At 63.8% G+C, this 25053-nt stretch carries 21 protein-coding genes; 10 read left to right on the top strand and 11 right to left on the bottom strand.

Annotated elements, in window-relative coordinates:
- Positions 1-123: 123 nt before the first annotated feature.
- Positions 124-810, bottom strand: a complete 687-nt coding sequence (locus ABIB06_RS35580) for a DUF2848 domain-containing protein (protein ID WP_354053056.1) — start codon at positions 808-810, stop codon at positions 124-126.
- The gene (locus ABIB06_RS35575; RefSeq protein ID WP_354053055.1) at positions 803-2152 is read right to left on the bottom strand and encodes an amidase; all 1350 of its coding nucleotides are present in this window, start codon (positions 2150-2152) and stop codon (positions 803-805) included. Before ABIB06_RS35575 ends, ABIB06_RS35580 begins: the two co-directional genes overlap by 8 nt.
- Before the next feature lie 193 nt (positions 2153-2345).
- On the opposite strand from ABIB06_RS35575, the gene ABIB06_RS35570 reads away from it, so the two are divergent.
- From ABIB06_RS35570 to ABIB06_RS35555, 4 genes are all read left to right on the top strand, one after another.
- The gene (locus ABIB06_RS35570; protein ID WP_027568974.1) at positions 2346-2759 is read left to right on the top strand and encodes a Zn-ribbon domain-containing OB-fold protein; all 414 of its coding nucleotides are present in this window, start codon (positions 2346-2348) and stop codon (positions 2757-2759) included.
- 3 nt (positions 2760-2762) lie between these two features.
- On the top strand, positions 2763-3902 hold the full coding sequence (locus ABIB06_RS35565; RefSeq protein WP_354053054.1) for a thiolase C-terminal domain-containing protein: 1140 nt from the start codon (positions 2763-2765) through the stop codon (positions 3900-3902).
- Between the two features lie 5 nt (positions 3903-3907).
- A complete protein-coding gene (locus tag ABIB06_RS35560) occupies positions 3908-4822 on the top strand; it encodes an SDR family oxidoreductase (protein WP_247447310.1) in 915 nt (304 codons plus the stop codon).
- A gap of 114 nt (positions 4823-4936) precedes the next feature.
- A complete protein-coding gene (locus ABIB06_RS35555; RefSeq protein ID WP_247349796.1) occupies positions 4937-6112 on the top strand; it encodes an SMP-30/gluconolactonase/LRE family protein in 1176 nt (391 codons plus the stop codon).
- Between the two features lie 63 nt (positions 6113-6175).
- On the opposite strand, the gene ppc is transcribed toward ABIB06_RS35555, so the two are convergent.
- The 4 genes from ppc to ABIB06_RS35535 form a co-directional block, all read right to left on the bottom strand.
- Positions 6176-8965 carry a phosphoenolpyruvate carboxylase gene (gene ppc, locus ABIB06_RS35550; RefSeq protein ID WP_354053053.1) on the bottom strand — a complete coding sequence of 930 codons (2790 nt, stop codon included), beginning with the start codon at positions 8963-8965 and terminating at the stop codon, positions 6176-6178.
- Positions 8966-10219: 1254 nt separating this feature from the next.
- Entirely contained in the window at positions 10220-10624 is a 405-nt protein-coding gene (locus ABIB06_RS35545) for a YccF domain-containing protein (protein ID WP_247349792.1), read from the bottom strand.
- An 88-nt stretch (positions 10625-10712) separates the two neighbouring features.
- Positions 10713-12257 carry an acyl-CoA synthetase gene (locus tag ABIB06_RS35540; protein ID WP_354053052.1) on the bottom strand — a complete coding sequence of 515 codons (1545 nt, stop codon included), beginning with the start codon at positions 12255-12257 and terminating at the stop codon, positions 10713-10715.
- Between the two features lie 126 nt (positions 12258-12383).
- Positions 12384-13193 (bottom strand): crotonase/enoyl-CoA hydratase family protein, encoded by an 810-nt coding sequence (locus ABIB06_RS35535; protein ID WP_247349790.1) that lies wholly within the window; start codon positions 13191-13193, stop codon positions 12384-12386.
- Positions 13194-13308: 115 nt separating this feature from the next.
- Between ABIB06_RS35535 and ABIB06_RS35530 the strand changes: the two genes are divergently transcribed.
- Positions 13309-14181 (top strand): SDR family oxidoreductase, encoded by an 873-nt coding sequence (locus ABIB06_RS35530; RefSeq protein ID WP_247349789.1) that lies wholly within the window; start codon positions 13309-13311, stop codon positions 14179-14181.
- Between the two features lie 233 nt (positions 14182-14414).
- Entirely contained in the window at positions 14415-15995 is a 1581-nt protein-coding gene (locus tag ABIB06_RS35525) for a fatty acid--CoA ligase (RefSeq protein ID WP_354053051.1), read from the top strand.
- A gap of 60 nt (positions 15996-16055) precedes the next feature.
- On the opposite strand, the gene ABIB06_RS35520 is transcribed toward ABIB06_RS35525, so the two are convergent.
- Complete coding sequence (locus ABIB06_RS35520) at positions 16056-17330, bottom strand: acyl-CoA dehydrogenase family protein (RefSeq protein WP_354053050.1); 1275 nt, start codon at positions 17328-17330, stop codon at positions 16056-16058.
- Between the two features lie 208 nt (positions 17331-17538).
- Between ABIB06_RS35520 and ABIB06_RS35515 the strand changes: the two genes are divergently transcribed.
- Entirely contained in the window at positions 17539-18318 is a 780-nt protein-coding gene (locus ABIB06_RS35515; protein ID WP_354053049.1) for an enoyl-CoA hydratase-related protein, read from the top strand.
- A gap of 114 nt (positions 18319-18432) precedes the next feature.
- Here ABIB06_RS35515 and ABIB06_RS35510 read toward each other — a convergent pair whose 3' ends face one another.
- The 3 genes from ABIB06_RS35510 to ABIB06_RS35500 are packed head-to-tail and all read right to left on the bottom strand — an operon-like array spanning position 18433 to position 20587.
- On the bottom strand, positions 18433-18813 hold the full coding sequence (locus ABIB06_RS35510; protein WP_354070081.1) for a DUF6285 domain-containing protein: 381 nt from the start codon (positions 18811-18813) through the stop codon (positions 18433-18435).
- A 2-nt stretch (positions 18814-18815) separates the two neighbouring features.
- Positions 18816-19802: a phosphotransferase family protein gene (locus ABIB06_RS35505; protein ID WP_354053048.1), complete on the bottom strand. Its 987-nt coding sequence runs from the start codon at positions 19800-19802 to the stop codon at positions 18816-18818.
- Positions 19799-20587 (bottom strand): enoyl-CoA hydratase/isomerase, encoded by a 789-nt coding sequence (locus tag ABIB06_RS35500; protein WP_354053047.1) that lies wholly within the window; start codon positions 20585-20587, stop codon positions 19799-19801. The genes ABIB06_RS35505 and ABIB06_RS35500 overlap by 4 nt, the downstream gene beginning before the upstream one ends.
- Positions 20588-20750: 163 nt before the next feature.
- On the opposite strand from ABIB06_RS35500, the gene ABIB06_RS35495 reads away from it, so the two are divergent.
- Both ABIB06_RS35495 and ABIB06_RS35490 read left to right on the top strand, forming a co-directional pair.
- Positions 20751-21530, top strand: a complete 780-nt coding sequence (locus ABIB06_RS35495; RefSeq protein WP_354053046.1) for an SDR family NAD(P)-dependent oxidoreductase — start codon at positions 20751-20753, stop codon at positions 21528-21530.
- A gap of 80 nt (positions 21531-21610) precedes the next feature.
- A complete protein-coding gene (locus tag ABIB06_RS35490) occupies positions 21611-21988 on the top strand; it encodes a VOC family protein (RefSeq protein WP_354053045.1) in 378 nt (125 codons plus the stop codon).
- Positions 21989-22068: 80 nt separating this feature from the next.
- Here ABIB06_RS35490 and ABIB06_RS35485 read toward each other — a convergent pair whose 3' ends face one another.
- Complete coding sequence (locus ABIB06_RS35485; protein ID WP_354070083.1) at positions 22069-23304, bottom strand: ATP-binding protein; 1236 nt, start codon at positions 23302-23304, stop codon at positions 22069-22071.
- A 347-nt stretch (positions 23305-23651) separates the two neighbouring features.
- Here ABIB06_RS35485 and ABIB06_RS35480 point away from each other — a divergent pair, with 347 nt between their 5' ends.
- Positions 23652-24929, top strand: coding sequence for an acyl-CoA dehydrogenase family protein (locus tag ABIB06_RS35480; RefSeq protein ID WP_354053043.1), 1278 nt, complete (start codon positions 23652-23654; stop codon positions 24927-24929).
- Positions 24930-25053 lie beyond the last annotated feature (124 nt).

The raw sequence follows: 25053 nt of genomic DNA, 5'->3' as shown, positions 1-25053 counted from the left end.
AGCAACATCGTCGTCTCCAGGTTGGGTGGTATTGCAACCTCAGTCTGGCCTCAGACTTGGTCGCTATCCACTCCCCATGGAATCTTCGTCGCAAGGGCTCCTCGCAATGACGGTGGCGATAGCTCAGCCCAGCACCGGCAGCGTCACCACATCATAGCCGTGCTTGATCGTCCGCTTCAGCACAGGGTCTTCCAGCTCGAACTCGAAGCGGTCGGCGGGGCGGATGCCACCCTTGGCCGCGAACGTGCCGCCGAACATGGCGCAGCCGTCGGGGAATTTCCCACCTTCGAAGCCGCGCGCGATGAGATCGGTGATCGGCAGCATCGCGTCCAGCGTGCCCTCCTGGTAGAGCACGCGCTCGCCCTTGATTAAAGCGTAGGAGCGCAAAATCATCTTGTCCCAATGGCCGATGACGTCCTCGAGCTCCCACAGCGTGGATGCGATCGGCTTGTCGCACATTTGCTTGGACACGGTGACGCTGTAGGCTTCGACCTTGCGGTCGGTGTGGTCGGAGCCGCAGCCGACGAACATGCGGCCCTGCCAGCCGATCAGCACGAATTCGACCTCGCCGCTGGAATCGCCGCCAGTGCATTCGATGCGGTCTTCCATGGTGAGTCGCCGCGCCGAGGCGCGATAGTAGATCGGCGTCGAGGCCGGCCGGGCAATGCCCATAGCCTCCAGCTCCGTGATGTGCTTGTCGCGCGCGATCGCGTCGCGGCCGGTCCAGCCGGCGATGACCATCTGGTCGATCGCCAGTGTCAGTGGCGTTGTGGTGTCCTGGGCGTCGACGGTGAAAGTCAGGTCAAACACGAATTACGGCCTCCATGCCGGCAGCAAGTTCAAAGATACGGCGGTCCGATCCGCCCGCGCCCGCCAGCATCAGGCCGACCGGGACGTCGCCCTCGCGATGCGCAGGCAGCGAGATGGCGCAGCCGTCGATCATGTTGATCAGGGTGCAATTGCGCAGCGCGCGCAGGTTTTCCCTGGTGAACGCCTTGTCGTCGGCGAGATCGGCGATCTTCGGCGGCGTATTGGCGGTGGTCGGCAGCACCAGCGCGTCATAGGGCGCAAGGCGCGCATTGACGCGGGCGATCAGCGAGCGGCGCTCGTTGAGGAGATCGATGTAGTCGGCCGCGCTCTGCGCCTCGCCGCGCATGATGCGCACGGAAACGCGGGGATCATAGACGTCGCCCTTGGACGTGATGAGATAGCGGTGCCAGGCGAAGCTTTCGGAAGCCGCAAAGCCGCCCTTGGCGTTCATCGGGCCGATGTCGTGGAATTCGGCCATCTCGATGCGCTCGATGATCGCGCCATGATCGGCGAGGCTCTTGAGCGCACGCTCGAACGTCTTGGCCACGTCCGCATCGAGGTCGTCGAGCGCGATCGTGGTCGGCACCGCTAACCGCATGCCCTTCACCGGGCGAGGCTTCAGCGCAACGACCGGCTCGTTCGCGAGCACGGCGTCGAGTATGGCACAGCAACTGACCGATCGTGCCAGCGGCCCGATGCTGTCAAGCGAGAACGACAGCGGCACAGCCCCGTCGAGCGGCACGCGGCGCTGCGTCGGCTTGTAGCCGACGATGCCGTTATAGGCCGCCGGAATGCGGCAGGAGCCGCCGGTATCAGTGCCGAGCGCGCCGTGCGCCATGCCGTCGAGCACGGACACCGCGGCGCCCGAGGACGAGCCACCGGGCACATGGCCCTCGGCCCGGTTCCAGGCGCCCTTCGGCGTGCCGTAATGCGGATTGATGCCGATGCCGGAATAGGCAAATTCGGTCATGTTGGTGCGCCCGATCACGACGAAGCCCGCCTTGCGCAGCCGCGCCACCGTGGGGGCATCCTGCTCGGCCGGCGAGGAATCGTCGAGCGCGCGGGAGCCGGCGCGCGTCACCTGGCCCTTGATGTCGAAAAGATCCTTGATCGAGACCGGGATACCGGCGTAGCGCGAGGGCGCCGCCTTCACCTTGCGCAAACCGTCCATCGCATCCGCCGCCGCGAGCGCGGCTTCCTTGTCGACATGGATGAAGGCACGCTGTCCCTCGCCGGCCGGATCGGCAATTCTGGCAATGCAAGCCTCGACCAGCTTGCGGGAGGTGGTGCGGCCGCTTTCGAGGTCTTCGGCGAGCTTCGCCAGCGTCGGAAAATCGGGCATGTCTGTCTCACGGAATATTTGCGTGCGCAATCTATAGCGCTGCCTCAGTTCGACACAAGCATTGTGCGCATGATGGCATGCATGCGCATTGCTGGACCGTTGACGCGCCATGGTCGATTGTCGCATCAAGATTGAAACAGGCGGGCTTGAGACCCGCCCCTTGACAAAACAAGCTCTGGGAGGACCTTTCGAGATGGCCGAACCGCAGCGCGCGCGACCGAAACCGACGCCGGAGACCCAGCATTTCTGGGACGGCACCAAGGCGGGCGAATTGCGCCTGCAGCGCTGCGACGCCTGCGCGCATGTCTATTTCCCGCCACGCCCGTTCTGCCCGTCCTGCGCCTCGCGCAAGGTCAGCATCTTCAAGGCGAGCGGAAAAGGCTTTCTCTACAGCTACGTGATCAACCACCGTCCCGCCGCGCCCGGCTTCACGCCGCCCTATGCGATCGCCGTGGTCGAGCTCGCCGAGGGGCCGCGGATGATGAGCAACATCATCGACTGTCCGCAGACGCCGGAGGCGCTCGAACTCGACATGAAGCTCGAGGTCGCCTTCGAGGCGCTCGACGACAAGATCACCCTCCCCGTGTTCCGTCCGGCGAAGGGATAGACCATGCGCAGCAACCAGGTTGCCGTCGTCGGCGCCGCCGAGACCACCGAGCTCGGAATCATCCCCAACATGTCGCAGCTCCAGCTGCACGCGGACGCGGCGCTCAATGCCATTGCCGACGCCGGGCTGAAGCTGTCGGACATCGACGGCTTCGCCACCGCGGTCGAGACACCGCAGCAGGTCTGCCACTATCTCGGCATCAAGCCGACCTGGGTGGACGGCACCTCCGTCGGCGGCTGCTCCTTCATGCTGCATGTCCGCCACGCCGCGGCGGCGATCGAGGCCGGCCTGTGCAAGACCGTGCTGATCACCCACGCCGAAAGCGGCAAGTCGATGATCGGCAAGGCGCCGCGCTCGACGGCGCCGGACAGCCTCAACGGCCAGTTCGAACAGCCGTTCGGCGTCTATGGGCCACCGAGCATGTTCCCGATTCCCGTGCTGCGCTTCATGAAGACCTACGGCATCACGCACGAGCAGCTCGCCTCGGTCGCGGTGGTGCAGCGGGAATGGGCGGCAAAGAATCCGCGCGCGATGATGAAGGACCCGATCACGGTCGCAGACGTCCTCAACTCGCGCATGATCGCCTATCCGTTCCGCCTGCTGCAATGTTGCCTCGTCACCGACGGCGGCGGCGCGCTGATCCTGACCTCGGCTGATCGCGCCAAGGACTTTCCGCGCAAGCCCGTCTACATCATGGGCACCGGTGAAAGCGTGGAGACGCCGATGGTCAGCCAAATGGAGACTTTTAACTCCTCGCGCGCGTTCAAGACCGCGGGGCCGCTGGCGTTCAGGGAGGCCGGCATCGCCCACAAGGACGTCGACCATCTCATGATCTACGACGCCTTCGCGCATCTGCCGCTGTTCGGCCTCGGCGATCTCGGCTTCATGCCGCACGAAGAAACCGGCAAGTTCATCGCCGACGGCAACACGCGGCCGGGGGCTAAGCTTCCGCTCAACACCAATGGCGGCGGATTGAGCTACATGCATTCGGGCATGTACGGCATGTACGCGCTCCAGGAGAGCGTACGCCAGATGCGCGGCATCGCGCCGGCGCAGGTGGCCAACGCCAAGATTTCGGTGTGCCATGGCGTCGGCGGCATGTTCGCCGCGTCGGGCACGATCGTGTTTACGAACGAGAGGTAATCCACATGACAAAATCACTGCAAGACAAGGTCATCATCGTCACCGGCGCAGGGCGCGGCATCGGGCGGGAGATCGCGCTGCTCTGCGCGGCGGAAGGCGCCAAGGTCGTGGTCAACGATCCCGGTGGCGCCTCCGACGGCGCCGGTTCGAGCGCATCCCCCGCTGAGGAAGTGGTCGAGGAGATCAAGAAGCGCGGCGGCACCGCGGTCGCCAATTTCGAGTCGGTGGCGGAGGCGATTCCCGCGAGCAAGATCGTGAAGACCGCGACCGATCATTTCGGGCGGCTCGACGGCGTCGTCAACAATGCCGGCATCTTGCGCGACATGATCTTCCACAAGATGAGCGTGGAAGCGTTCGAGGCCGTCATCAAGGTTCATTTGATGGGCTCGTTCTACGTCTCGCACGCCGCGGCGCGGCTGTTTCGCGAGCAGGAGTCCGGCTCTTTCGTGCACTTCACCTCGACTTCCGGCCTGATCGGCAACTTTGGACAAGCCAACTACGCCGCCGCCAAGCTCGGCATCGTCGGCCTGTCGAAGTCGATCGCGCTCGACATGGGCCGCTTCAACGTCCGCTCCAACTGCGTCTCGCCGTTCGCATGGACCCGCATGATCGGCACCATCCCGACCGAGACCGATGCCGAGAAGGCGCGCGTCGAGAAGATCAAGCAGATGGGACCGGAGAAAATTGCGCCGATCTGCGCCTATCTGCTGTCCGATGCCGCCAAGGACGTCTCCGGGCAGATCTTTGGCGCGCGCATGAACGAGCTGTTCCTGTTCAGCCAAAACCGTCCGCTGCGCTCGGTGCATCGGAGCGAAGGCTGGACGCCGCAATCGATCGCCGAGCACGGCATGCCGGCGTTGAAGGGATCGTTCTACAAGCTCGATCGTTCCGCCGACATCTTCCCGTGGGATCCCGTGTAAGCGAACTCCACCTGTTGCTGCATTGCGATCTCCGGTTGTCCGGCCGGAGATCGCCCGCTTTACGCCCGATTGCAGGCGGATCGTTCCCTCCCAACACAACTTCGGGAGGAAACCATGACAAGAATACTGACCAACTCCAGCGACACGATTGCAACAGAGCGCGATGGCCTCGGCCGTCGTGCCCTCTTGAAGGGCGCAGCGGCGGCAGTCGCCGCGACAGGCTTTACCGCCAACGCAAGCTTGGCAGCCTCCGTCATGCCATTGGGCCAGACGGGCGCTCCAACGAGATCGACGGCGCCGCTGCCGTTGGGACCGCTGCCAGGCAGCCGCTACCCGGACTCCCATTTGGAATCGGCCAAGAAGGGGCCACCATCGTTTGGGCCGTCTGGTTTTCCTGCCTTCGCGGGCACGATGGCTGTTGAGCGCGTAGCAACCGGATTCCGATGGGCCGAGGGACCCGTCTACTTCCCAGCCGGCCGGTACGTGTTGTTCAGCGATATTCCCAACAATCGCATCATGCGTTTCTCCGAGGATGACGGTCATACGAGCGTCTACCGCCAGCCTTCGATGAACTCCAACGGCAACACCATCGATCGCGAAGGACGCCTGCTCACTTGCGAGCACAGCGGCAGGCGCGTCACCCGGACCGAGCTCGACGGCTCGATCACCATCATTGCCGACAGTTACAACGGCAAGAAGCTCAACTCGCCGAACGATCTGGTCGTCGCTTCCGATGGATCGGTCTGGTTTGTCGATCCCGGCTACGGGATCGGCGGCTATTATGAGGGTATCAAGGCCGAGAAGGAGCAGGCAAAAAACAACGTCTACCGGGTCGATCCAAGATCCGGGGAGATCAAGGTTGTCGTCGACGACTTCGTCGAACCCAACGGTATAACCTTCTCGCCCGACGAGAAGAAACTCTACGTCATCGATACCGGCTTCACTGATGGCCCCGATAATCCCTCCCATATCCGCGTATTCGACGTGGATATTGGGTCCGGAAAGGTCTCGAACAGCAAGGTGTTTGCGGAGATGCCCAAGCCCAGCATTACCGATGGGATGCGAACCGACACGGCCGGGCGCGTTTGGTGCTCCGTGGGCTGGGGCGATCCGAACGAGGACGGCGTGCGCTGCTATACTCCAGAGGGCGAATTGCTCGGCAAGATCCACCTCCCGGAAACGGTCGCCAATCTCTGCTTCGGCGGTCAGCAGCGAAATCGACTGTACATCTGCGGCTCGAGTTCGCTCTATGCTGTCTACACGAGTGCACAGGGTTCGATGAAGCCTTGAGCCAATAAGCGCGTGGCGAGTAGCGAACGGTTCGGACACGCATCTGTTCGCTACTCGCCCTCATCAACCCGTATTTCTCAATCCCGCCGAAATCCCGTTGATCGTCAGCTGAATCCCGCGCAGCACCTGCTCGTCCGGGTTCTGCGCGCGGTGCTCTTTCAGCAGCTCGACCTGCACATGGTTGAGCGGATCGAGATAGGGGAAGCGGTGGCGCACCGAGCGCTCCAGCAGCGGATTGCCCTGGAGCAGACGGTCCTGGCCCATGATGTCCAAGAGGGTCTCGATGCAGGAATGCCATTCGCGGCGGATGCGACCGAAGATCTTTTCGCGCAGGGCTTCATCCGGCACGAGCTCGGCATAGCGCGAGGCGATCGCGATCGAGCTTTTCGCAAGCACCATGTCCATGTTCGACAACAGCATGCGGAAGAACGGCCATTCCCGGTAGAGCTCTTTGAGGAACGGCATGCCCTTGTCGGGATGCTCCGCGATCCACTGCTCGACCGCGCTGCCAAAACCGTACCAGCCCGGCAGCATCAGGCGGCATTGCGCCCACGAGAACACCCAGGGGATCGCCCGCAAATCCTCGATCGCGCGGGTCTTCTTGCGCGAGGCCGGGCGACTGCCGATGTTGAGGGTCGCGATCTCGTTGATGACGGTTGATGCCCAGAAGTAGTCGACGAAGCCGTCGGTCTCGTAGACGAGACCGCGATAGGCCTTGAAGGCGAGACTTGAAAGCTCGTCCATCGCGGTCAGATATTCGCGGCGCGGCGCGCTCTGGCGCGGATGCAACAGGCTTGCTTCCAGCGTCGCCGCGGCAAGGATTTCCAAATTGTTGCGGCCGACTTCGGCGTTGGAATACTTTGACGAGATGATCTCGCCCTGCTCGGTGATGCGGATCTGGCCGTTCACGGCGCCGCCGGGCTGGGCGATGATGGCATCATAGCTCGGACCGCCGCCGCGGCCGACCGAGCCGCCGCGACCGTGGAACAGGCGCAGCCGCACGCCGTGGCGCTCGAACACGTCGACGAGGCCGATCTCGGCCTTGTAGAGCTCCCAGCCCGAGGTGACGAAGCCGCCATCCTTGTTGGAGTCGGAATAGCCGAGCATGACCTCCTGCACGCTGCCGCGGCTGTCCACCAGCCGTCGGTAATCGTGCAGCGACAGCATGCGGTCCATGATGCTGGATGACGCCTGCAAATCCTCGATGGTCTCGAACAGCGGCACGACGTTGATCGCGCTGCGCCCGGAGGGATGGACGAGGCCGACCTCCTTGAGCAGCACCGCGACCTCGAGCATGTCGGACATGCCCTTGCACATCGAGATGATGCATTGGGGAATGGCGTCCGAGCCGAACTTCGCATGCGCCTCCGCGGCGGCATGGAACACATTGAGCTCGCCCATCGTCTCGTCGCTGTACTTGACGAACGGCGACACCAGCGAGCGCGTTGAGCGCAGCTCGTTGGTGAGCAGCGAGATGCGCGCCTCCTCGCCAAGCGCGAGGTAGGACATGCCGGGGTTGGCGGCGTCCATCAGCTCGGCGATGGTGCGCTCGTGCACCGCCGAGTTCTGGCGGATATCGAGCCGCGCCAGATGGAAGCCAAAACAGTCCACCGCGCGGCGCAGCAGCCGCAGCCGGCCGCGGGCGATGACGCGGGCGTTGTTGGAGATCAGCGAGCGGTGCAGCACGTCGAGATCGGCCTTGAGCTCCCTGACGCTGTCATACGGCGCGCCCTTGCCCACCGGCCGGCGCGTGATCTCGACCTCGAGCTTTTCGGCCGTGGCTGTCAACCGCGCATAGATGCCTGACACTGAGAGGCGATAGGGCTCGCCGCTCCGGTGCGGCGAGGTATCGGGCGAGCGTTCGGCCAGCGTCCGCAGCTCCTCGGAGACGTCGGCGAGATGCGCGGCGATCGACAGCTCCGAGCCGAGCACATGCAGCTCTTCGAGATAGAACTGCATGACGCGGCTCGACTGCAGCCGCAGCGTGCCGCGCATCACGTCGGCGGTGACGAAGGGATTGCCGTCGCGGTCGCCGCCGATCCAGCTTCCCATCCGCAGGAACGAGGCGAGCTCGCCGGCGACCTGCTCGCCGCCCTCCTCCAGCCGGTCCTCCAGCGCGTTGACCAGCCGCGGCACCTCGCGCAGGAAGGTGTAATCGTAGAACGACAAGCCGTTGGCGACCTCGTCGAGCACCGTGAGCTTGGTCCGGCGCAGCAAATTGGTCTGCCACAGCGTCAGCACCTCGCGGCGGAGCTGCTCGTCGCTGGCGGCGGCCTCATCGGCGGTCAGCGCGACGCGCTCGCGGCGGTCGAGCAGGGCTGCGACCTCCATCTCGCGGTCCATGGTGCTCTTGCGGCGGACCTCGGTCGGATGCGCGGTCAGCACCGGGCTGACGAGCGCGCTCTTGAAGAAGTTGCGTAGTGCATCGGCACCGATGCCCGCCGCCCTGGCATGGGCGAGCGTCTCGGCCAGCACGCCGGAGCCGCCACCCTTGCCGGCGCGCATCTGGCGGATGTTGTTCTGGTCCTCGGCGATGTTGGCGAGGTGGGAGAAATAGCTGAAGGCGCGGACGATCCGCACGGTCTCCGAGGTCGACATGCTGTCGAGGATCTGCTCGAGCTCGCGGCGGGCCAGCCGGTCCTCGTCGCGGTGAAACCGGATCGAGGTCTGCCTGATACGCTCGACCAGGTCGAACAATTCGGCCCCCTCTTGGTCGCGAACGGTATCGCCCAGGATGCGCCCGAGCAGGCGGATGTCGTCGCGCAGCTGCGTATCCGCCTCCAGCGCCTGGACGTCCTCAGGGCGGTTGGGGCGAAGATCGGTGGCGTCGGATCGTACGGTCTGGAGGGACATGGCTGGCTCCGCTTCTAGAGCACCCTGTGGCTCCCCGGTGGCGACGAGTGTGCAAGTTTTTTGCCGCAGCGCAAGATGAAGTTGGGGGAGGCGCGGCAACGTCACCGATCATCGTGCGCGTCGCTGGCGGGCGCGCGCATATCCGCGGCCTCGCGGCGCAGGCGCCCGAGTTTTGCTGTCCGTTTCGCCCTCATCGAGAAGAAAGGGCGCAGGGAAGGCCGGGCGCCGGCTGGCACCCAGGGTCCGCACGCGAAAAACGCACGCGGGGTGACCCACAGGTGATGCCGGGACATCCCGGCCTTCCCTGCGCAATGGTTTTACGGCTTATGGCGCGCTCTCCCCGGGGAGCGATGCACTATTGCCCCCGTCGCCTTGCGGATGATCGATGCGCGCACCCGGTCGGGCCGCACATCACCGCAAGCCTTGACGCACAGACCCCGGGCGTCAGGACCACACGCTTTTGCCGTCCGCGGACGTCCCTCCCCGGACATCCGGAAGCTCGCGCGTGCTCGCCACCGAAGCCGAAAAGAAACGCTGTGACCGTGCCGGGTCGTTCGCGCAGAGCGCGATGGCTCACAGGCGTAGCCCGCCCTGCCACCTCGTCACGCGCCGGCGCTGCCGCGTCCATCGCATTCCGGCTCACGTATCGTGACGATCGCGAAACGCCCTTTTGGCGGGCCGGGATGTCTTGCGGTTTACCCGAAGAGATGAATTCGGTCAATCAGAATATTTGGGAGCGCCACCCTTGACCTGCATGCAGCGTGTTTTGCCCGTCGGGCAACGCGGGGAATTGTGTGCGGAAGGCAATTGAGCGCACCCCGCCTCGCTAGATGGGGCGACGATGCACGGATCATCAGACCGGACCCTAAGCCGGCCGGATAGCCGCTAACTGTTGCGAATCGCGCCTGCCATGATTCCCGCCAGTAGAGTGGGCTGAGCCCTTGCGAAAACCCATCATCCTTCGTCATCGGCGGACGGATTGATGGGTTTCGCTCTACCCATTCTACGAGCTATGAGCTGAGCAAGCGCCTCGTCCTTCGAGACGACCGCTTCGCGGTCTCCTCAGGATGAGGCTGAGCTACGTCGGGTTTCGTTGAAACTGCAACCACGTGTTCCCCCCTCATCCTGAGGGCCCGCCAACGGCGGGCGTCTCGAAGGATGGGCCGCGGGGAGGCGCCTCAAATGCGATAGCCCTACCCAAAGCCGGGCGACTTCCGCTCTGCAGCCGGAGGCCGACATTGACGGGTCCACGCCTTAAGCCGGCACGATCACCTTGCCGATCGGCCAGAGCGCGATGCCCGCGAGCTTCAAATGGGCCCAGGCGAAGGGAATGCCGATGATGGTGATCGCGAGGGCCAGGGCGGTGAGGACATGGCCGAGCGCCAGCCACCAGCCGGCCAGCAGAAACCAGATGATGTTGCCGATCACCCCGAGCGGGCCGGTGCCGATATCGCTCATTCCGGTGACCTCGTCGCGGCTGACCGCCTTCGAACCGAACGGCAGCAGCGTGTAGACGGCGATGTTGAACGCCGCCCGCGCCCACGGCAGGCCGATGATGGTGATGGCCATGATAACGGCAGCGATCAGCCAGCCGACCGCCATCCAGGCGCCGCCGATGAGAATCCAGAGCAGGTTGAGCAGGATGGAAACAGGGGCCATGGGATGATCCGGAGGTCGATGATCCCGTTAGTATAGCATGACCGGTGGTCCGTGACGCCACTCAGGTCGTTGGCCATTCTTGTAGCCGCTAGATCTTCCGCCCCGCCTGCTCCCAATAGGGATCGCGCAGGCGGCGCTTGAAGATCTTGCCGGAATCTTCGCGCGGCAGTCCGGCGCGGATCTCGATGTGTTTTGGGACTTTGTAATCCGCGAGCGACGCCTTCAGGCGCTTACGAATGTCGCCGGCGTCCAGCGTGATGCCCGCCTGCGGCTCGACCACGGCCATCAACGCCTCGCCGAACTCGGCATCGGGGATGCCGAACACCGCGCAATCATGCACGCCGGGCACGGCATGCAGCACGGATTCGATCTCGGCCGGATAGATGTTGACGCCGCCCGAGATCACCATGTCGCGCTTGCGGTCGCAGATGAAGACGTAGCCCTCTTCGTCGATATAGCCGACGTCGCCCGAGGTGATGAAGCCGTCCCGATCGATCTCGGCGCGCTTCTCCGGCTTGTTGTGATAGGTGAAGTCGGCCGTCCCGGCCATGCGTGAGTAGATCTCGCCGATCTCGCCCACGCCCAGCACGCGGCCGTCATCGCCGATGAAGCGCAGTTCGGCGCCCGGCGAAATCTTGCCGACGGTGCCGGGCTTCCTCAGCGCATCCTCGGAGGTCGCGAAGGTGACGGCGCTGGATTCGGTCGAGCCGTAGAATTCGTAGATCACCGGCCCCCACCACTTGATCATGGCGCGCTTGACGTCCGCCGGGCATGGCGCTGCCGCGTGGATGATGTGGCGCAGCGAGGAGACATCGTATTTCTTGCGCACCTCCTCCGGCAGCTTCATCAGGCGGATGAACATGGTCGGCACCATGAAGATGGTGTCGATTTTGTAACGCTCGATCAGTCCGAGAAATTCTTCGGGCTCGAAGCGCGGCATCAGCACCAGCGCGCCGCCGAGCTTGCCGGCGCGGATGCCGAACGAGTTCGGTGCGGAATGATAGAGCGGGCCCGGCAGGATCGTGCGGGCGCCGGGCTTCAATCCGTAGATCATCGCGCGCATGCGCTCGCCGGCCGCCGCCTGTTCCGGCGTCGGCGCGTTGCGTCGTACGCCCTTGGGATGGCCTGTCGTCCCCGAAGTGTAGATCATGTTCATGGGCTGCGGCACGATCGGGCCGTCATAGGGCTGGTGCTGCGCGACCCAGGATTCGAAATCGATCGCGAAATCCGGCGTCTTCAGATGATCGAGATCGATCTTGTAGTTGGACAGGATCTCCGGCGGCGTCGGCACGCTGAGCACGGTGACGCCTTTCGGAATGGCGTCGCTCAAGCCGTGCAGCAGGTCGGCATGCCCGATCAGCACGGACGTGCCAGTATCCTTCAGGATGTAGTCGATCTCCTCCGACTTGAAGTGCCAGTTGATCGGCACACCATAGGCGCCCAGCCGCATCGCGGCATAGGCGGCCTCGAGGAAGGCGATGTCGTTGCGCATCAGCATACAGACGCAATCGCCCTGCTTGACGCCGATCATGGCGAGGCCGGCGGCGATGCGATCGGCGCGGTTCGCGACCTCGGCATGGGAGCGGCTGCGCTCGCCGGAGACCATGCCGAGGAAATTTGACGTTTCGCTCATTTGTTTTTCTTTATGTTTGACGTTGTCCCTCATGGTGAGGAGGCGCGCAGCGCTGTCTCTAACCATGAGACCTCGTGGCCCATCCCTCGAGACGCCGCTTCGCGGCTCCTCGGGATGAGGTCTACCTCAGTCCGCAAACTTCGGCGCGCGCTTCTCCAGATTGGCACGCACCGCTTCGGTCTGGTTCGCGCTGCCGATCAGCTTCTGCTGCTCGACGGACTCGGCGAGCAGCGCGGGGCCCGGATCGACCGAGAGATTGTTGAGCAGGCGTTTTGCGGCGCGGATTGCATCGGGGCTCTTGCCGGCGATCTCGCGCGCGACTTCGAGCGCGGCAGCGCGCGGGTCGTCGCAGATGCGCGTGGCGAGACCATAAGCCATCGCCTCCTGCGCGGAGAAGATGCGGCCGGTGTAGGTGAGATCGCGCAAAATGTCGTCGCGCACGAGCGAAGCCAGGATCGGCGTGCCCGCCATGTCGGGCACCAGACCCCATTTGATTTCCATCACCGACATCCGTGCGTCGGGGGTGAGGAAGCGCATGTCGGCACCGAGCGCGAGCTGGAAGCCGCCGCCGAAGGCAACGCCCTGGATCGCGGCGATCACGGGGACCGGAAGCTGGCGCCAGCCCCACACCGCCTGCTGCGCAAAGTTCGCCTGGCCGTACGTGCGCGCCGTGAGATCGCGATTTTCGCCACCCGGAATTCCGTTGCCGCCCTTTTCCTTCATGGCGGCAAAACGCCCCATATCAAGGCCGGCGCAGAAGGCGCGGCCCTCGCCGGATAACACGACAACGCGTACGCTCTTGTCCTTTGAAAGCCGGTCCGTTGCGGCCACAAGGGCCTCGAACATGGCTTGATCCAGCGCATTCATCTTGTCCGCGCGCACCAGGCGGACGTCGGCGACGCCTTCCGAGATCGAGATCGAGACGCGCTCTTCCATGGATGATTCTCCCCTGGTTCTTGCCTGTTCTTGTTCGGTGCCGCTTTACAGAAAGACGGCGGCCGGATTTAGTCAATCGACCAATTAACTGACAATCCCTACGAGGGAAACAGCCATGTTCAAGGAAAATCTTCTGGCCGGCCGGAGCATTCTCGTGACCGGCGGCGGGACCGGGCTAGGCAAGTCGATGGCAGCGCGCTTCCTTCAGCTCGGCGCCGAAGTGCACATCTGCGGCCGGCGCAAGATCGTCTGCGACGAGACCGCGACCGAGCTGATGGATCAGTATGGCGGCCGCGTCACCAGCCACGGCGTCGACATTCGCAACGCGCTCGCGGTCGAGGAGATGATCGAGAACATCTTTCGCGATGGCCCCCTCACCGATCTCATCAACAACGCGGCCGGCAATTTCATCTCGCGCAGCGAAGAACTTTCGCCGCGCGGCTTCGACGCGGTCGCCAACATCGTCATGCACGGCACGTTCTATGTGACGCATGCTGTCGGCAAGCGCTGGATAGCTTTGAAGCAGCCCGGCAACGTCGTCTCGATCACCGTGACCTGGGTGCGCAACGGCTCGCCTTACGTGGTGCCGTCGGCGATGAGCAAGTCGGCGATCCACGCCATGACGATGTCGCTCGCCACCGAATGGGGCAGATACGGCATCCGCCTCAACACCATCGCGCCGGGCGAGATTCCGACCGAAGGCATGAGCAAGCGCATCAAGCCCGGTGACGAGGCCGGCGCGCGCACCAAGGCGATGAACCCGATGGGCCGCGTCGGCACCATGGAGGAGCTGCAGAATCTCGCAGTGTTTTTGATTTCCGGCGGCTGCGACTGGATCACAGGCGAGACGATTGCCATGGACGGCGCCCAGGCGCTCGCAATGGGCGGCAATTTCTACCAGCTCCGCGACTGGAGCGACGACGACTGGACCAATGCGCGGGACTCGATCAAGGCACAGAACGAGAAGGACCGGGCGAAGAGAGGATGATCTCGTGCCCCGGACGCAGCGCAGCGCGCCGCACTTGCGGCGTGATGCGCTGCTGAGCCGGGGCCTATCTCTCGCAGCATGCTGAATCAGAATGGGTCCCGGCTCAGCGCCGCACCACTTCGTGCTGCGCCGCGTCCGGGACACGAAATCGCGGTTGCCCTCCCGCCATCTTGTCTTTGCCGGCGGATGACGCCACACTCCGCGCTATAAAAACAAGACGTCACGGGAGAAACATGCCCACCACACAGCCATTGACTGATCTCGCCGACATGGTGCGCGAGCGCGCGACGAGCCGCGGCAACGCCACCGCCTACGAGTTCGAGGGCCGCGTCACCAGCTTTGCCGAATTCGATGTCAAGACCAATCGCGTCGCCAATGCGCTGATCGCGATGGGTGTGAACAAGGGCGAGCGGATCGCCTATCTCGGCAAGAACAGCGATATCTATTTCGAGCTGCTGATGGGCGCGATGAAGGCCGGCGTGGTGATGGCGCCGGTGAACTGGCGGCTCGCAGGCCCCGAGGTTGCCTTCATCGTTAGTGACTGCAAAGCGCCGGTGCTGTTCGTCGGGCCCGAGTTCATCACCCAGGTCCGCCAGATCAAGGACCAGTTGCCCGGCGTGCGCAGCGTGATCACCACCGAAGGCGGCGCGCCGGAATGGCCTGATTATACAGCCTGGCGCGATGCACGGAGCGGCGACGATCCCGGAGTACCAATCGACACCAAGGACATCGCGATCCAGCTCTATACGTCCGGCACGACGGGCAAGCCGAAGGGCGCGATGCTGTCGCATGCCAACTTCCTCAACCTGGTACAAACAGGCAATGCCGAGGACAAGCCGGAGTGGAACCGGTGGTCGACCGACGACGTGTCGCTGGTCGCGATGCCGATCTTCCACATCGGCGGCTCCGGCTGGGGCGTGATGGGGCTCTATCACGGCGCCCGCGGCGTGATTGCGCGCGAGTTCGATCCGACCAGGGTTTTGGACTTCTTCGAACAGTCCGGCATCACAAAGCTGTTCATGGTGCCCGCGGCGATGCAGTTCGTGGTGCGGCAGCCACGCGCGAAAACGGTCGATTTCTCGCGGCTGAAATACATGCTCTATGGTGCCTCCCCGATTCCCGCGACGCTGCTGAAGGAGTGCATCGAGATCTTCAAATGCGGCTTCGTGCAGATGTACGGCATGACCGAGACCACCGGCACCATCGTCGCGCTGCCGCCGGAAGACCACGTCGAGGGACTGGAGCGGATGCGCTCGGCCGGCAAGGCGCTGCCGGGCATCGAGATCGCCATCCTTGATGTCGACGGCAAGCCGCTGCCGCCGCGCGAAGTCGGCGAGATCGCGACGCGCTCGGGCTCCAACACGGCCGGCTACTGGAATTTGCCGGAAGCGACCGCCGCGACGTTGCGCTCCGACGGCTGGCTGCGCACCGGCGACGCCGGCTACATGGACGAAGACGGCTATCTCTACATCCAGGACCGCATCAAGGACATGATCATCTCCGGCGGCGAAAACATCTATCCCGCCGACGTCGAGAGCGCGCTGTGCGATCGTCCCGATGTCGCAGAAGCTGCCGTGATCGGCATACCCGACGACAAATGGGGCGAGGCGGTGAAGGCCGTCGTGGTGATGAAGCCGGGCAAGCAGGCGACCGAAATCGACATCATCAACTTCACCCGCGAGCGCATCGCCGGGTTCAAGACGCCGAAGAGCGTCGAGTTTTTGCCGGCGCTGCCGCGAAATCCAAGCGGCAAGATCTTGCGGCGGCAATTGCGCGAGCCGTATTGGGCGGCGAAGGACCGGCGGGTGAATTGATCGGCAGTGCGAGGAGCGAAGCGAGGAAGCTGGATTGCTTCACTCCGCTCGCAATGACGATCAGTGCTTTCCCGGCCCCATATACCCGAACAGGAATCCCGCCACCTTCCGCATCTGGATTTCCTCGCTGCCCTCGGTGATCCGGTAGCGGCGGTGGTGGCGGTAGATGTGCTCGAACGGCTTGTGGCGTGAATAGCCCATGCCGCCGTGGACCTGCATGGCGCGGTCGGCGGATTCGCAAGCGAGGCGGTTTGCCCAGTAGTTGCACATCGAGACCCGGTCGGAGAGCGTGCGCTCGATCTGCTCCTCGGTGAGCTTGTCCATCTCCCAGGCGGTCTTGCGGATCAACAGGCGCAGCATCTCGGCCTGGGTCGCCAGCTCGACCAGCGGGAACTGGATCGCCTGGTTTTCTGCCAGCGCCTTGCCGAACGGTTTTCGCTCGCGCGCATACTTCACGCTCTCGTTGATGCAATAGACGGCGGCTCCGAGCGAACTCGCGGCCTGGCGGATTCGGTTCTGGTGCACGAAGCACTGCGCCAGCGACAAGCCGCGACCGACCTCGCCGAACAGCGCGTCCTCGGGCACGAACACGTCGGTGAAGCTGACGCGGGGATGATCGGTCGGCATGTTGAAGGTCCACATGTACTCTTCGATCTTCACGCCATAGCTCTTGGCCGGCACCAGGAAGCAGGTGATGCCGCGCGCATCGCCGTCATTGCCGCTAGTGCGCACGAATAGCGCGCAGTGCGTGGCGACATGCATACCTGTGGTCCACATCTTCTCGCCGTTGATGATCCAGCCCTTGACGTTGTCACGGGTCGCAGGCACCGCGCGCGTTTCCATGTGGGTGGCGTCGGAGCCATGATTTGGCTCGGTCAGCCCGAAGGTGATGCGGTACTTGCCCTTGATCGAGCCGTCGATCATCGCCTTCTGGTCGTCGCGGCCGTAGCGGTCGAGCATGGTGGCGACAGGAAAATTGCCGACGATGGAATGCTCGTTCTGGAGGTCGTTGTGCAGGCCGAGCCCCTTCGCCGCAAAGTGCTCGCGGATCACGGCCATCCAGAGGTTGGAGCCATCCTTGCCGCCATATTGCTTCGGCACCGGAAAGCGCAGATGACCGGCGGCGTCCGCGAGATCCTTGGCCTTGCGCAGCAGCGCTTCCCATTCATGGCGCGGCAGGCCGCCATTTTCGAAATCGGTGCGCGCCCATTCGCGGCGATGATCGAAGAAGCGGATGTTGTCGTCGGCCTCCTCCAGCGGCTTGATCTCGCGTTCGATGAATTGGTCAAGCTCTCCGAGATAGGCGACGAGGTCGGCAGGCAATGAGAAATCCACGGTTCTCTCCCGGATGATTTTTTCGTGTTGCGTTAAGGCGCTATGCGCGATTTTCTTCCCGCGATTAAGGTGAGAAGAGTGTCCGCAAGTCAAGCAAGCCGAGGCGTGTGAGAGGCGCAAGGCGCGCTTGCGCAATTCGATGGTGTTGACGCGCCGCCGCGCGCTACACTGCGCCAAATTCTCTGTCACAGAAAATGCGGGAGCGACCATGGAGCTGAAATTTTCCAAAGTGGAACGCAAGGGACCGATCACGATCGTCACGCTGTCGCGGCCCGAGGTCTACAACGCGCTGCACACCGATGCGCATTTCGAGCTCCAAAAGGTGTTCGACGATTTCTGCGCCGATGCCGAGCAGTGGGTCGCGATCGTCACTGGTAGCGGCGACAAGGCGTTCTGCGCCGGCAACGACCTGAAGTGGCAGGCGGCAGGTGGCAAGCGCGGCTGGGACAAGGGCGGGTTTGCCGGCCTCACCGCGCGCTTCGACTGCGACAAGCCGATTATCGCCGCCGTCAACGGTGTCGCCATGGGCGGTGGTTTCGAGATCGCGCTTGCCTGCGATCTCATCATCGCCTCCGAGAATGCGACCTTCGCCCTGCCCGAGCCACGCGTCGGCCTTGCCGCCCTCGCCGGCGGCCTGCACCGGCTGCCGCGGCAGATCGGCTTGAAGCGCGCCATGGGCATGATCCTCACTGCGCGCCATGTCGGCGCCAAGGAAGGCCTCGAGCTCGGCTTCGTCAACGAGGTGGTGCCGCAGGGCGAGGCGCTGACGGCCGCGCTGCGCTGGGCCGAGATGATCACCAAGAATTCGCCGATGTCGATCCGCGCGTCGAAGCAGACCATCCAGAAGGGGCTTGGCGTGTCGCTCGAGCAGGCGATCGAAGAGCAGCGGGAGTATCCGGCGGTGAAGGCGATGGCGGCGTCACAGGACTACATCGAGGGCCCGAAGGCGTTTGCGGAGAAGCGGCCGCCGAAATGGGTGGGGAAGTAGACGGTCCCTCCCCGTCATTGCGAGCGCAGCGAAGCAATCCAGAATCTCACCGCCGTGGCAGTCTGGATTGCTTCGTCGCAAGGGCTCCTCGCAATGACGAAGGATGGATCGCACCTAACCGCCGCCTCGCGACAGCTCGCGCTTATAGGATGCATAATTCGGCTGGTCGACCGCAAGCTTGTCCATCGTCGTCTGCCAGAGGTGTTCGGCCAACCCCGGTGTTGCGAGATCCACCTCGCTTTTCGCGATACGGTCGGCTAGCGCGCGGTTGAGCTCCGTCACCGTGCCGTCCGCGCCGAGCAGCGCGCGCAACCGCTCGACCTCCGCAGCATCGCTCCCCTCCCCCTGCGTCAGCTGCCGTGTCACGAGATCGAGGATGTTGACGGCGACCCGCAGCTTGAAGGCGGGGTGGCCGGAGATCAACGGCGCGATGTCGTTGCGAAGGAAATCGGCGACCGATTTGGTCAGCTCGATCGGGATCGGTTCGTCCTGCATGGTCAGCTCCCCCGCGGCGCGAGCAGCCGCAACAGATCGATTTCGGTCTCGGAGGCGCGGCGGCCGATCATGGCGCGTTCCATCGAATGGTCCGGGCCTTCGCGAAACCGCTGCATCATGCCGCCGCACATGATGCCCCAGCGCAGCGTGCCCATCACTTCCCAGAACTTGACCCGCTCAGGATCGCATTTGCGCCCCGCGGCCTCATAGCCGGCGAACAGCTCCTCGCGCGAGCCAAACCCGCCGACGGGCTTGTCGATCTCGCCAAAACGCCATGAGTTGACGCAGACCCAGCCGAGATCCTCCATGGGATCGCCGAGATGGGCGAGCTCCCAGTCGAGCACCGCGCGCACGCCGTCGGCACCGATGATGAGATTGCCGTTGCGGAAATCGCCGTGTACCAGCGTTTCTTCGGCGGACGGGCCGGGGTCGTGGTCGCGCAGCCAGCGCAGCGCCAGCTCGAACACGGGCTTCGGCCAGTTCAGGCTGCGATAGTCGCGCTCAAACTCGCTGATCTCCTTCGTGGCGCTCATGTGCCGCAGCTCGGGCAGCTTCGAAAGGGGCAGCTTATGGAGTCCGGCCAGCACCCCGCCGATCTGCCGCGCGAGGCGCGGTCGCGCCGCGGCGAATTGATCATCGCGAAGAATCTTGCGCGCGATGGTCTCGCCCTCGACCCGCTGCATGATGAAGCCGGTGCCGAGATCGTCGTCCGGCACCAGCACATGCATGACGCGCGGCGACGGCACACCGGCCTCGAATGCGAGCTGCATCAGCGTTGCTTCGGCAGCGAGGCCGGCTGCACGCGTCGGTGCAGCACCATAGCCGTTCGGTGCGCGGCGCAGAATCGCGCCGATCGACCCATCCGGATGTACGATATCGAAGCGCCAGGTTTCCTGACTGGCGCCGCCGGACAGCCTTGCTACTCCGGCGACACCCGTCGCGCCCGGGTACCAGCGCTGAACGCTGCGGGAGAGTTCGGCCTCGATCATTTGCCTTTGAACTGCGCCGGGCGCTTCTCCAGGAACGCACCGACGCCTTCACGGAAGTCCTGCGTATCGCCGGCGCGGAGCTGGCACTGGAATTCGAGATTGAGCTGATCTTCGAAGGAATTCTCCGGGCTGTCCCAGTAGAGCTTGCGGATCAGCGACAGTGCGACCGTCGGGCCGTTGGCGAGTTCATGCGCGAGCTTCATCGCCTCCTCCATCAGCACGCCGTCATCATAGACGCGGTTGACGAGGCCCCATTCCAGCGCCTTCTCGGCCGGGAGCCGCTCACCCATCAGCGACAATTCGATCGAGCGGGCCTTGCCGATCAGCCGCGGCAGCAGCCAGGTCGAGCCGCAATCCGGCACGAGGCCGATACGGCGGAAGGCTTGCAGGAAATAGGACGAGCGCGCGCACAAAATCATGTCGCCGAGCAGCGCGAAGCTCATGCCGGCGCCGGCCGCCGGACCATTGACCGCGGTGACAACAGGACAATGCAGATTGCGGATGCGGCGCAGGAACGGGTGGAAGCCGGTCTCCAGCGTCAGGCCGGCCTTGGTCTTCTTCGACTGGTTGTTGCGGCCCTGGAGATTCGCGCCGGTGCAGAATGCGCGGCCCGCGCCGGTCAGCACGACGCAACGCACCTCGTCCTTTTTCTCCTCGATCACGTCGAGCGCATCTGCGAGACCGCCCAGCATGTCCACGGAGACCGCGTTCATCACCTCCTGATGGTCGAGCTTGAGGATCGCGACCGAACCATCGAGATCGAGCGTGACGTGTTTGAACTGCATGGTTTCCTCGTACGTTGCGGCCTGTGTCAATTTCGCAGACCGGAATTGCTTGCCGGGGCGCATATTTGATTTTTGGCGCGGTCTTGTCCATGGTGATCAGAGCATAGCCAGCAATCTTGCGCGCAGCGGCTGATGCGCTCATGCCAAAAACAGGAAACGCGCCATGGACCTTTTCGACCTCTCGGGCCGCGTGGCCGTGATCACCGGCGGCAATGGCGGTATCGGACTCGGCATCGCACAGGCGCTCGCCGGCCAGGGCTGCAACGTCTCGATCTGGGGCCGTAATCCTGACAAGAACAGAAGCGCTGCCGCGAGCCTTGCGGATCTGCCCGGCAAGGTCGACGCGCGGGTCTGCGACGTCACTGACCCGGCCTCGGTCAATGCCGCGATGAAGGCCACGCTCGACATTTTCGGCCGGGTCGACGGCTGCTTCGCCAATGCCGGCATCGGCGGCGGCGGCCGGCGCTCCTTCATCGAGCGCACCGAGGAGGAATGGCGCACGATGTTTGCGACCAATCTCGACGGCGTCTTCCACGCGTTCCAGGCTGCCGCAAGACACATGACCCAGCGCGCCGAGGCCGGCGAGCCCTTTGGCCGGCTGGTCGCGACCTCGAGCCTGGCCTCGATCTTCGGCACCGCGCGTAACGAGCATTACGCGGCGACCAAGGCCGCGATCAACGCGCTGGTGCGCGCGCTCGGCGTCGAGCTGGCACGCCACGGCGTCACAGCGAATGCAATCCTGCCCGGCTGGATCAAGAGCGACATGACCGCCGGCATCATGGCCAACGAAAAATTCGTCGCCAACGTGATGCCGCGCATTCCGGTGCGGCGCTTCGGCGAGGCCAGCGATTTCGGCGGCATCGCGGTGTATCTGATGAGCAAGGCCTCGTCCTATCACACCGCGGATACATTCGTGATCGACGGCGGCTATACAGCGTTTTGAGTTTTTTGTCGTGGTGGGCACGCTGCGCTTTGCCAACCCTACAATGTCTGATTTCGTAAGCGCAAAAGGGGACAGGGCAAATGTTTTCCCACGTGATGATCGGCACCAACGACCTCGACAAGGCCAAGGCGTTCTACGACAATTTGCTGAGCACGCTCGAGGTGCGGCCGGCCAGGGTTGACGGCCATCGCATCTTCTACATCACCAAGACCGGCGTGTTCTCGGTCACGAAGCCGATCAACGGCGAGGCGGCGACTTGCGCGAATGGCGGCACCATCGGGTTCGCCTGCCATTCGCCGGAACAGGTCGACGCCTGGCATGCCGCCGGTGTCGCCGCTGGCGGCATCCCTTGCGAAGATCCACCCGGCGTCCGACAAGGCCCGGGCGTCAACCTCTATATTGCGTATTTGCGCGACCTCGACGGCAACAAGATCTGCGCGATGCATCGGATGGTGTGAGCGGAGCACTCACTGCGTCGCCGTAGCCAGGATAGCCATCCGAAGGACGGCGTCGCTTCCGTTCGCCTGTGTCCGGCGCGCTAGGCATCGCGTGGCACGGGCGCAACTCGCGGCACGATCACGCCAATTCGTGTCCCCTCGTCTGGCTCGCTTTCGAGATTGATACGCCCGCCCAGCCGACTGACGACGATGTTATGAACGATGTGCAGGCCGAGACCGATGCAGCCTTGACTGCGACGCGTCGTGAAGAACGGATTGAACGCCTGCCGGCGCAGATCCGCGCTCATGCCGCAGCCATCATCAGAAACGACAATCTCAATTTCATCCCGGCCGCACGCGCAAATCTCGATGTTGATGCTACCGCTCTTGCCATGCGGAAACGCGTGCACCATCGCGTTCTTAATCAGGTTGGTCACCACCTGTGCGAATTGACCGGGATAACTGTTCATTGCCAGATCGGGCTGGCATTCGACATTGAGCGCCAAAGCGTTCTTCCGCAATTCCTGCTGTAGGCTCACGACAACCTGTCGCGTCAGCTCGCCCGGATCGAAGCTGCGGCGTTCAAGATAGCCTTGATCGACAGCGACCTGCTTGAATGCCTGGATCAATTCCGCGGCGCGCGCGAGATTGTCGGCCAGATGCAGTGATGCGGTCTGAACAACCGCGACGAACTCATTCAGGCTCGATCGCTTCAGCCCGCCCCGTGCGACTTCCGCCGCAAACTTTGTCGTCTTGCGCTCCAGCGCCGAGGTGACGGTCAGGCTGGTACCGACGGGACTGTTGATCTCGTGTGCCACGCCAGCCACCAACCGTCCGAGAGCTGCGAGCTTCTCCGCCTCGACCAGCGAATCCTGAGCCTCTTTCAGGCGTTGCAACGCCGCCTCCGCCGCGTCGCGCGCGCCGCGAATCTCTCGCTCGCTGCGCTTGCGTTCGGTGATCTCCTCTGCCGCGACATTGACGCCGACAATGTTACCGTTCGGGCCGCGTTGCGGATGCCAATAGGTGATCCAGCAGCGTTCGTCATTATAGCCGGGACGCTGGCCGTAAACCTCGATCCCGGTGACCGGCTCGCCTGTTTCCATGATGGAGCGAACGATGCCCTCGACGGCGGATGCGAGCCCGGGCACGCAATCCCGCACCGTATGCCCGAGATGGCCTTCGACCGAGATACCGCAGATCTCGGTGAGGCGCTGGTTGATCTGCAAATAGCGGCAGTCCGGCGAAAGATATGCAAGCCCGATCGGCGCCGTATCGTAGATCAACTGCAGCGCCGGCTGCTTTGGAAACTGCACTTCGCGTATAACGGAAGAACTCATGTACTCTCTCCCTTAGCGCGAGCCGGAGGTTAGCCGGTTACAGCGGCACGCAAAAGCCCCAATAGCCACCGGGAACAGGCGGAATCAGTGCGGAATCGGCTAGAGGAGCTGCGGTGCCGCGACCCGTCAACCGACCCACATGTTCAGATCGCTGCTGGAGATCTGCGAGCCGACGGGTCATCCGACTGTCGCCGTCGCGATGCCGATCTCGCTCAAACAGTGTTTGAAGCGCTATTGCGATATTCCATCGCGTGGCATGGCTCGCGTTGGAAAATGCGCGCTCGCACTTTGGCGACGCTGCGACTATTCTCTGCTCCAGCACGATCTCAGCGAGTCCGGGAGGAACAATGACAAAACACGCCTATATTCCCCGCACCACCAATTACACCCTCAACCCCGGCGACGAGCTCAACGACCTCCGGATGTCGGACCAGGTCCGGCCGCTCTATGATCACGTCAGGAAGTTCATCCGCGAAACCGTCGAGCCGATGTCGATCGAATTCGCCAAGGCCGGCGAAGGCAAAGAGGATCGCTGGAGCTTTACGCCGAAGCAGCTCGAGGTGCTGGAGAAAGCCAAGAACAAGGCCAAGCAGGAAGGCCTCTGGAACTTCTTCCTGCCCGACGACGACACCGGCCAAGGCCTGAAGAATCTCGACTACGCCTATATCGCATCCGAGCTCGGCAAGAGCCCGCTGGCCTCGGAGAGCATGAACTGCTCGGCGCCGGACACCGGCAACATGGAGGTGCTGGAGCGCGTCGGCACCAAGGAGCAGAAGGAGAAGTGGCTGAAGCCGTTGATGAACGGCGAGATCCGCTCGGCCTATGTCATGACCGAGCCGAACGTCGCCTCCTCCGACGCCAAGAACATCTCGACGAACGCAAAGCTCGTCGGCGACGAGTGGGTGATCAACGGCGAGAAGTACTACATCTCCGGTGTCGGCGATCCTCGCTGCAAGATCCTCATCGTGATGGTGAAGACCAATCCGGATGCGGCGCCGAGCAAGCAGCAGTCGCAGATCCTGGTGCCGCGCGACACCCCCGGCGTCGAAGTGCTCGGCCCCATGTACGTGTTCGGCCAGGACCACGCGCCGCGCGGCCACATGCACATGCGCTTCAACAACGTGCGCGTGCCCAAGGAAAACATTCTGCTCGGCGAAGGCCGCGGCTTCGAGATCTCGCAGCTTCGGCTCGGCCCGGGCCGCATCCATCACTGCATGCGCACCATCGGCAAGGCCGAGAAGGCGCTCGATTTGATGGTGCAGCGTGGCCTCACCCGCGAAGCCTTCGGCAAGAAGATCGCCCATCTCGGCGGCAACATGCAGATCATCGCGCAGGCGCGCTGCGAGATCGAGGCGATGCGGCTGATGGTCTTGAAGGCCGCCAAGGCCATGGATGTGCTCGGCAACAAGGAAGCCCGCGTCTGGGTCTCCATGGTCAAGGCCATGGTGCCGGAGCGAGCCTGCAAGATCATCGACCAGTCGATCCAGATGCACGGCGCCACCGGCATCTCGCACTGGACCCCGCTCGCCGAAATGTACCAGGACGTCCGCCATCTCCGCTTCGCCGACGGTCCGGACGAGGTGCACTGGATGGTGGTGGGACGCCACGAGCTGAGCATGGCGTGAACTTTCTTCCCCTTCTCCCCGCCTGCGGGGAGAAGGTTGGGATGAGGGGGATTCTCCGCAAGGACGGTGACAGTTGGATTCGCGGAGAGTCCCCCCCTCACCCGGAATTCAAGCGAGATTGAAT

The sequence above is a fragment of the Bradyrhizobium sp. LB8.2 genome, assembly GCF_040548035.1.
Classification (GTDB): Bacteria; Pseudomonadota; Alphaproteobacteria; order Rhizobiales; family Xanthobacteraceae; genus Bradyrhizobium.
Note: the sequence above shows the minus strand (reverse complement) of the source record. Positions and strands in the feature narration are given on the sequence as shown.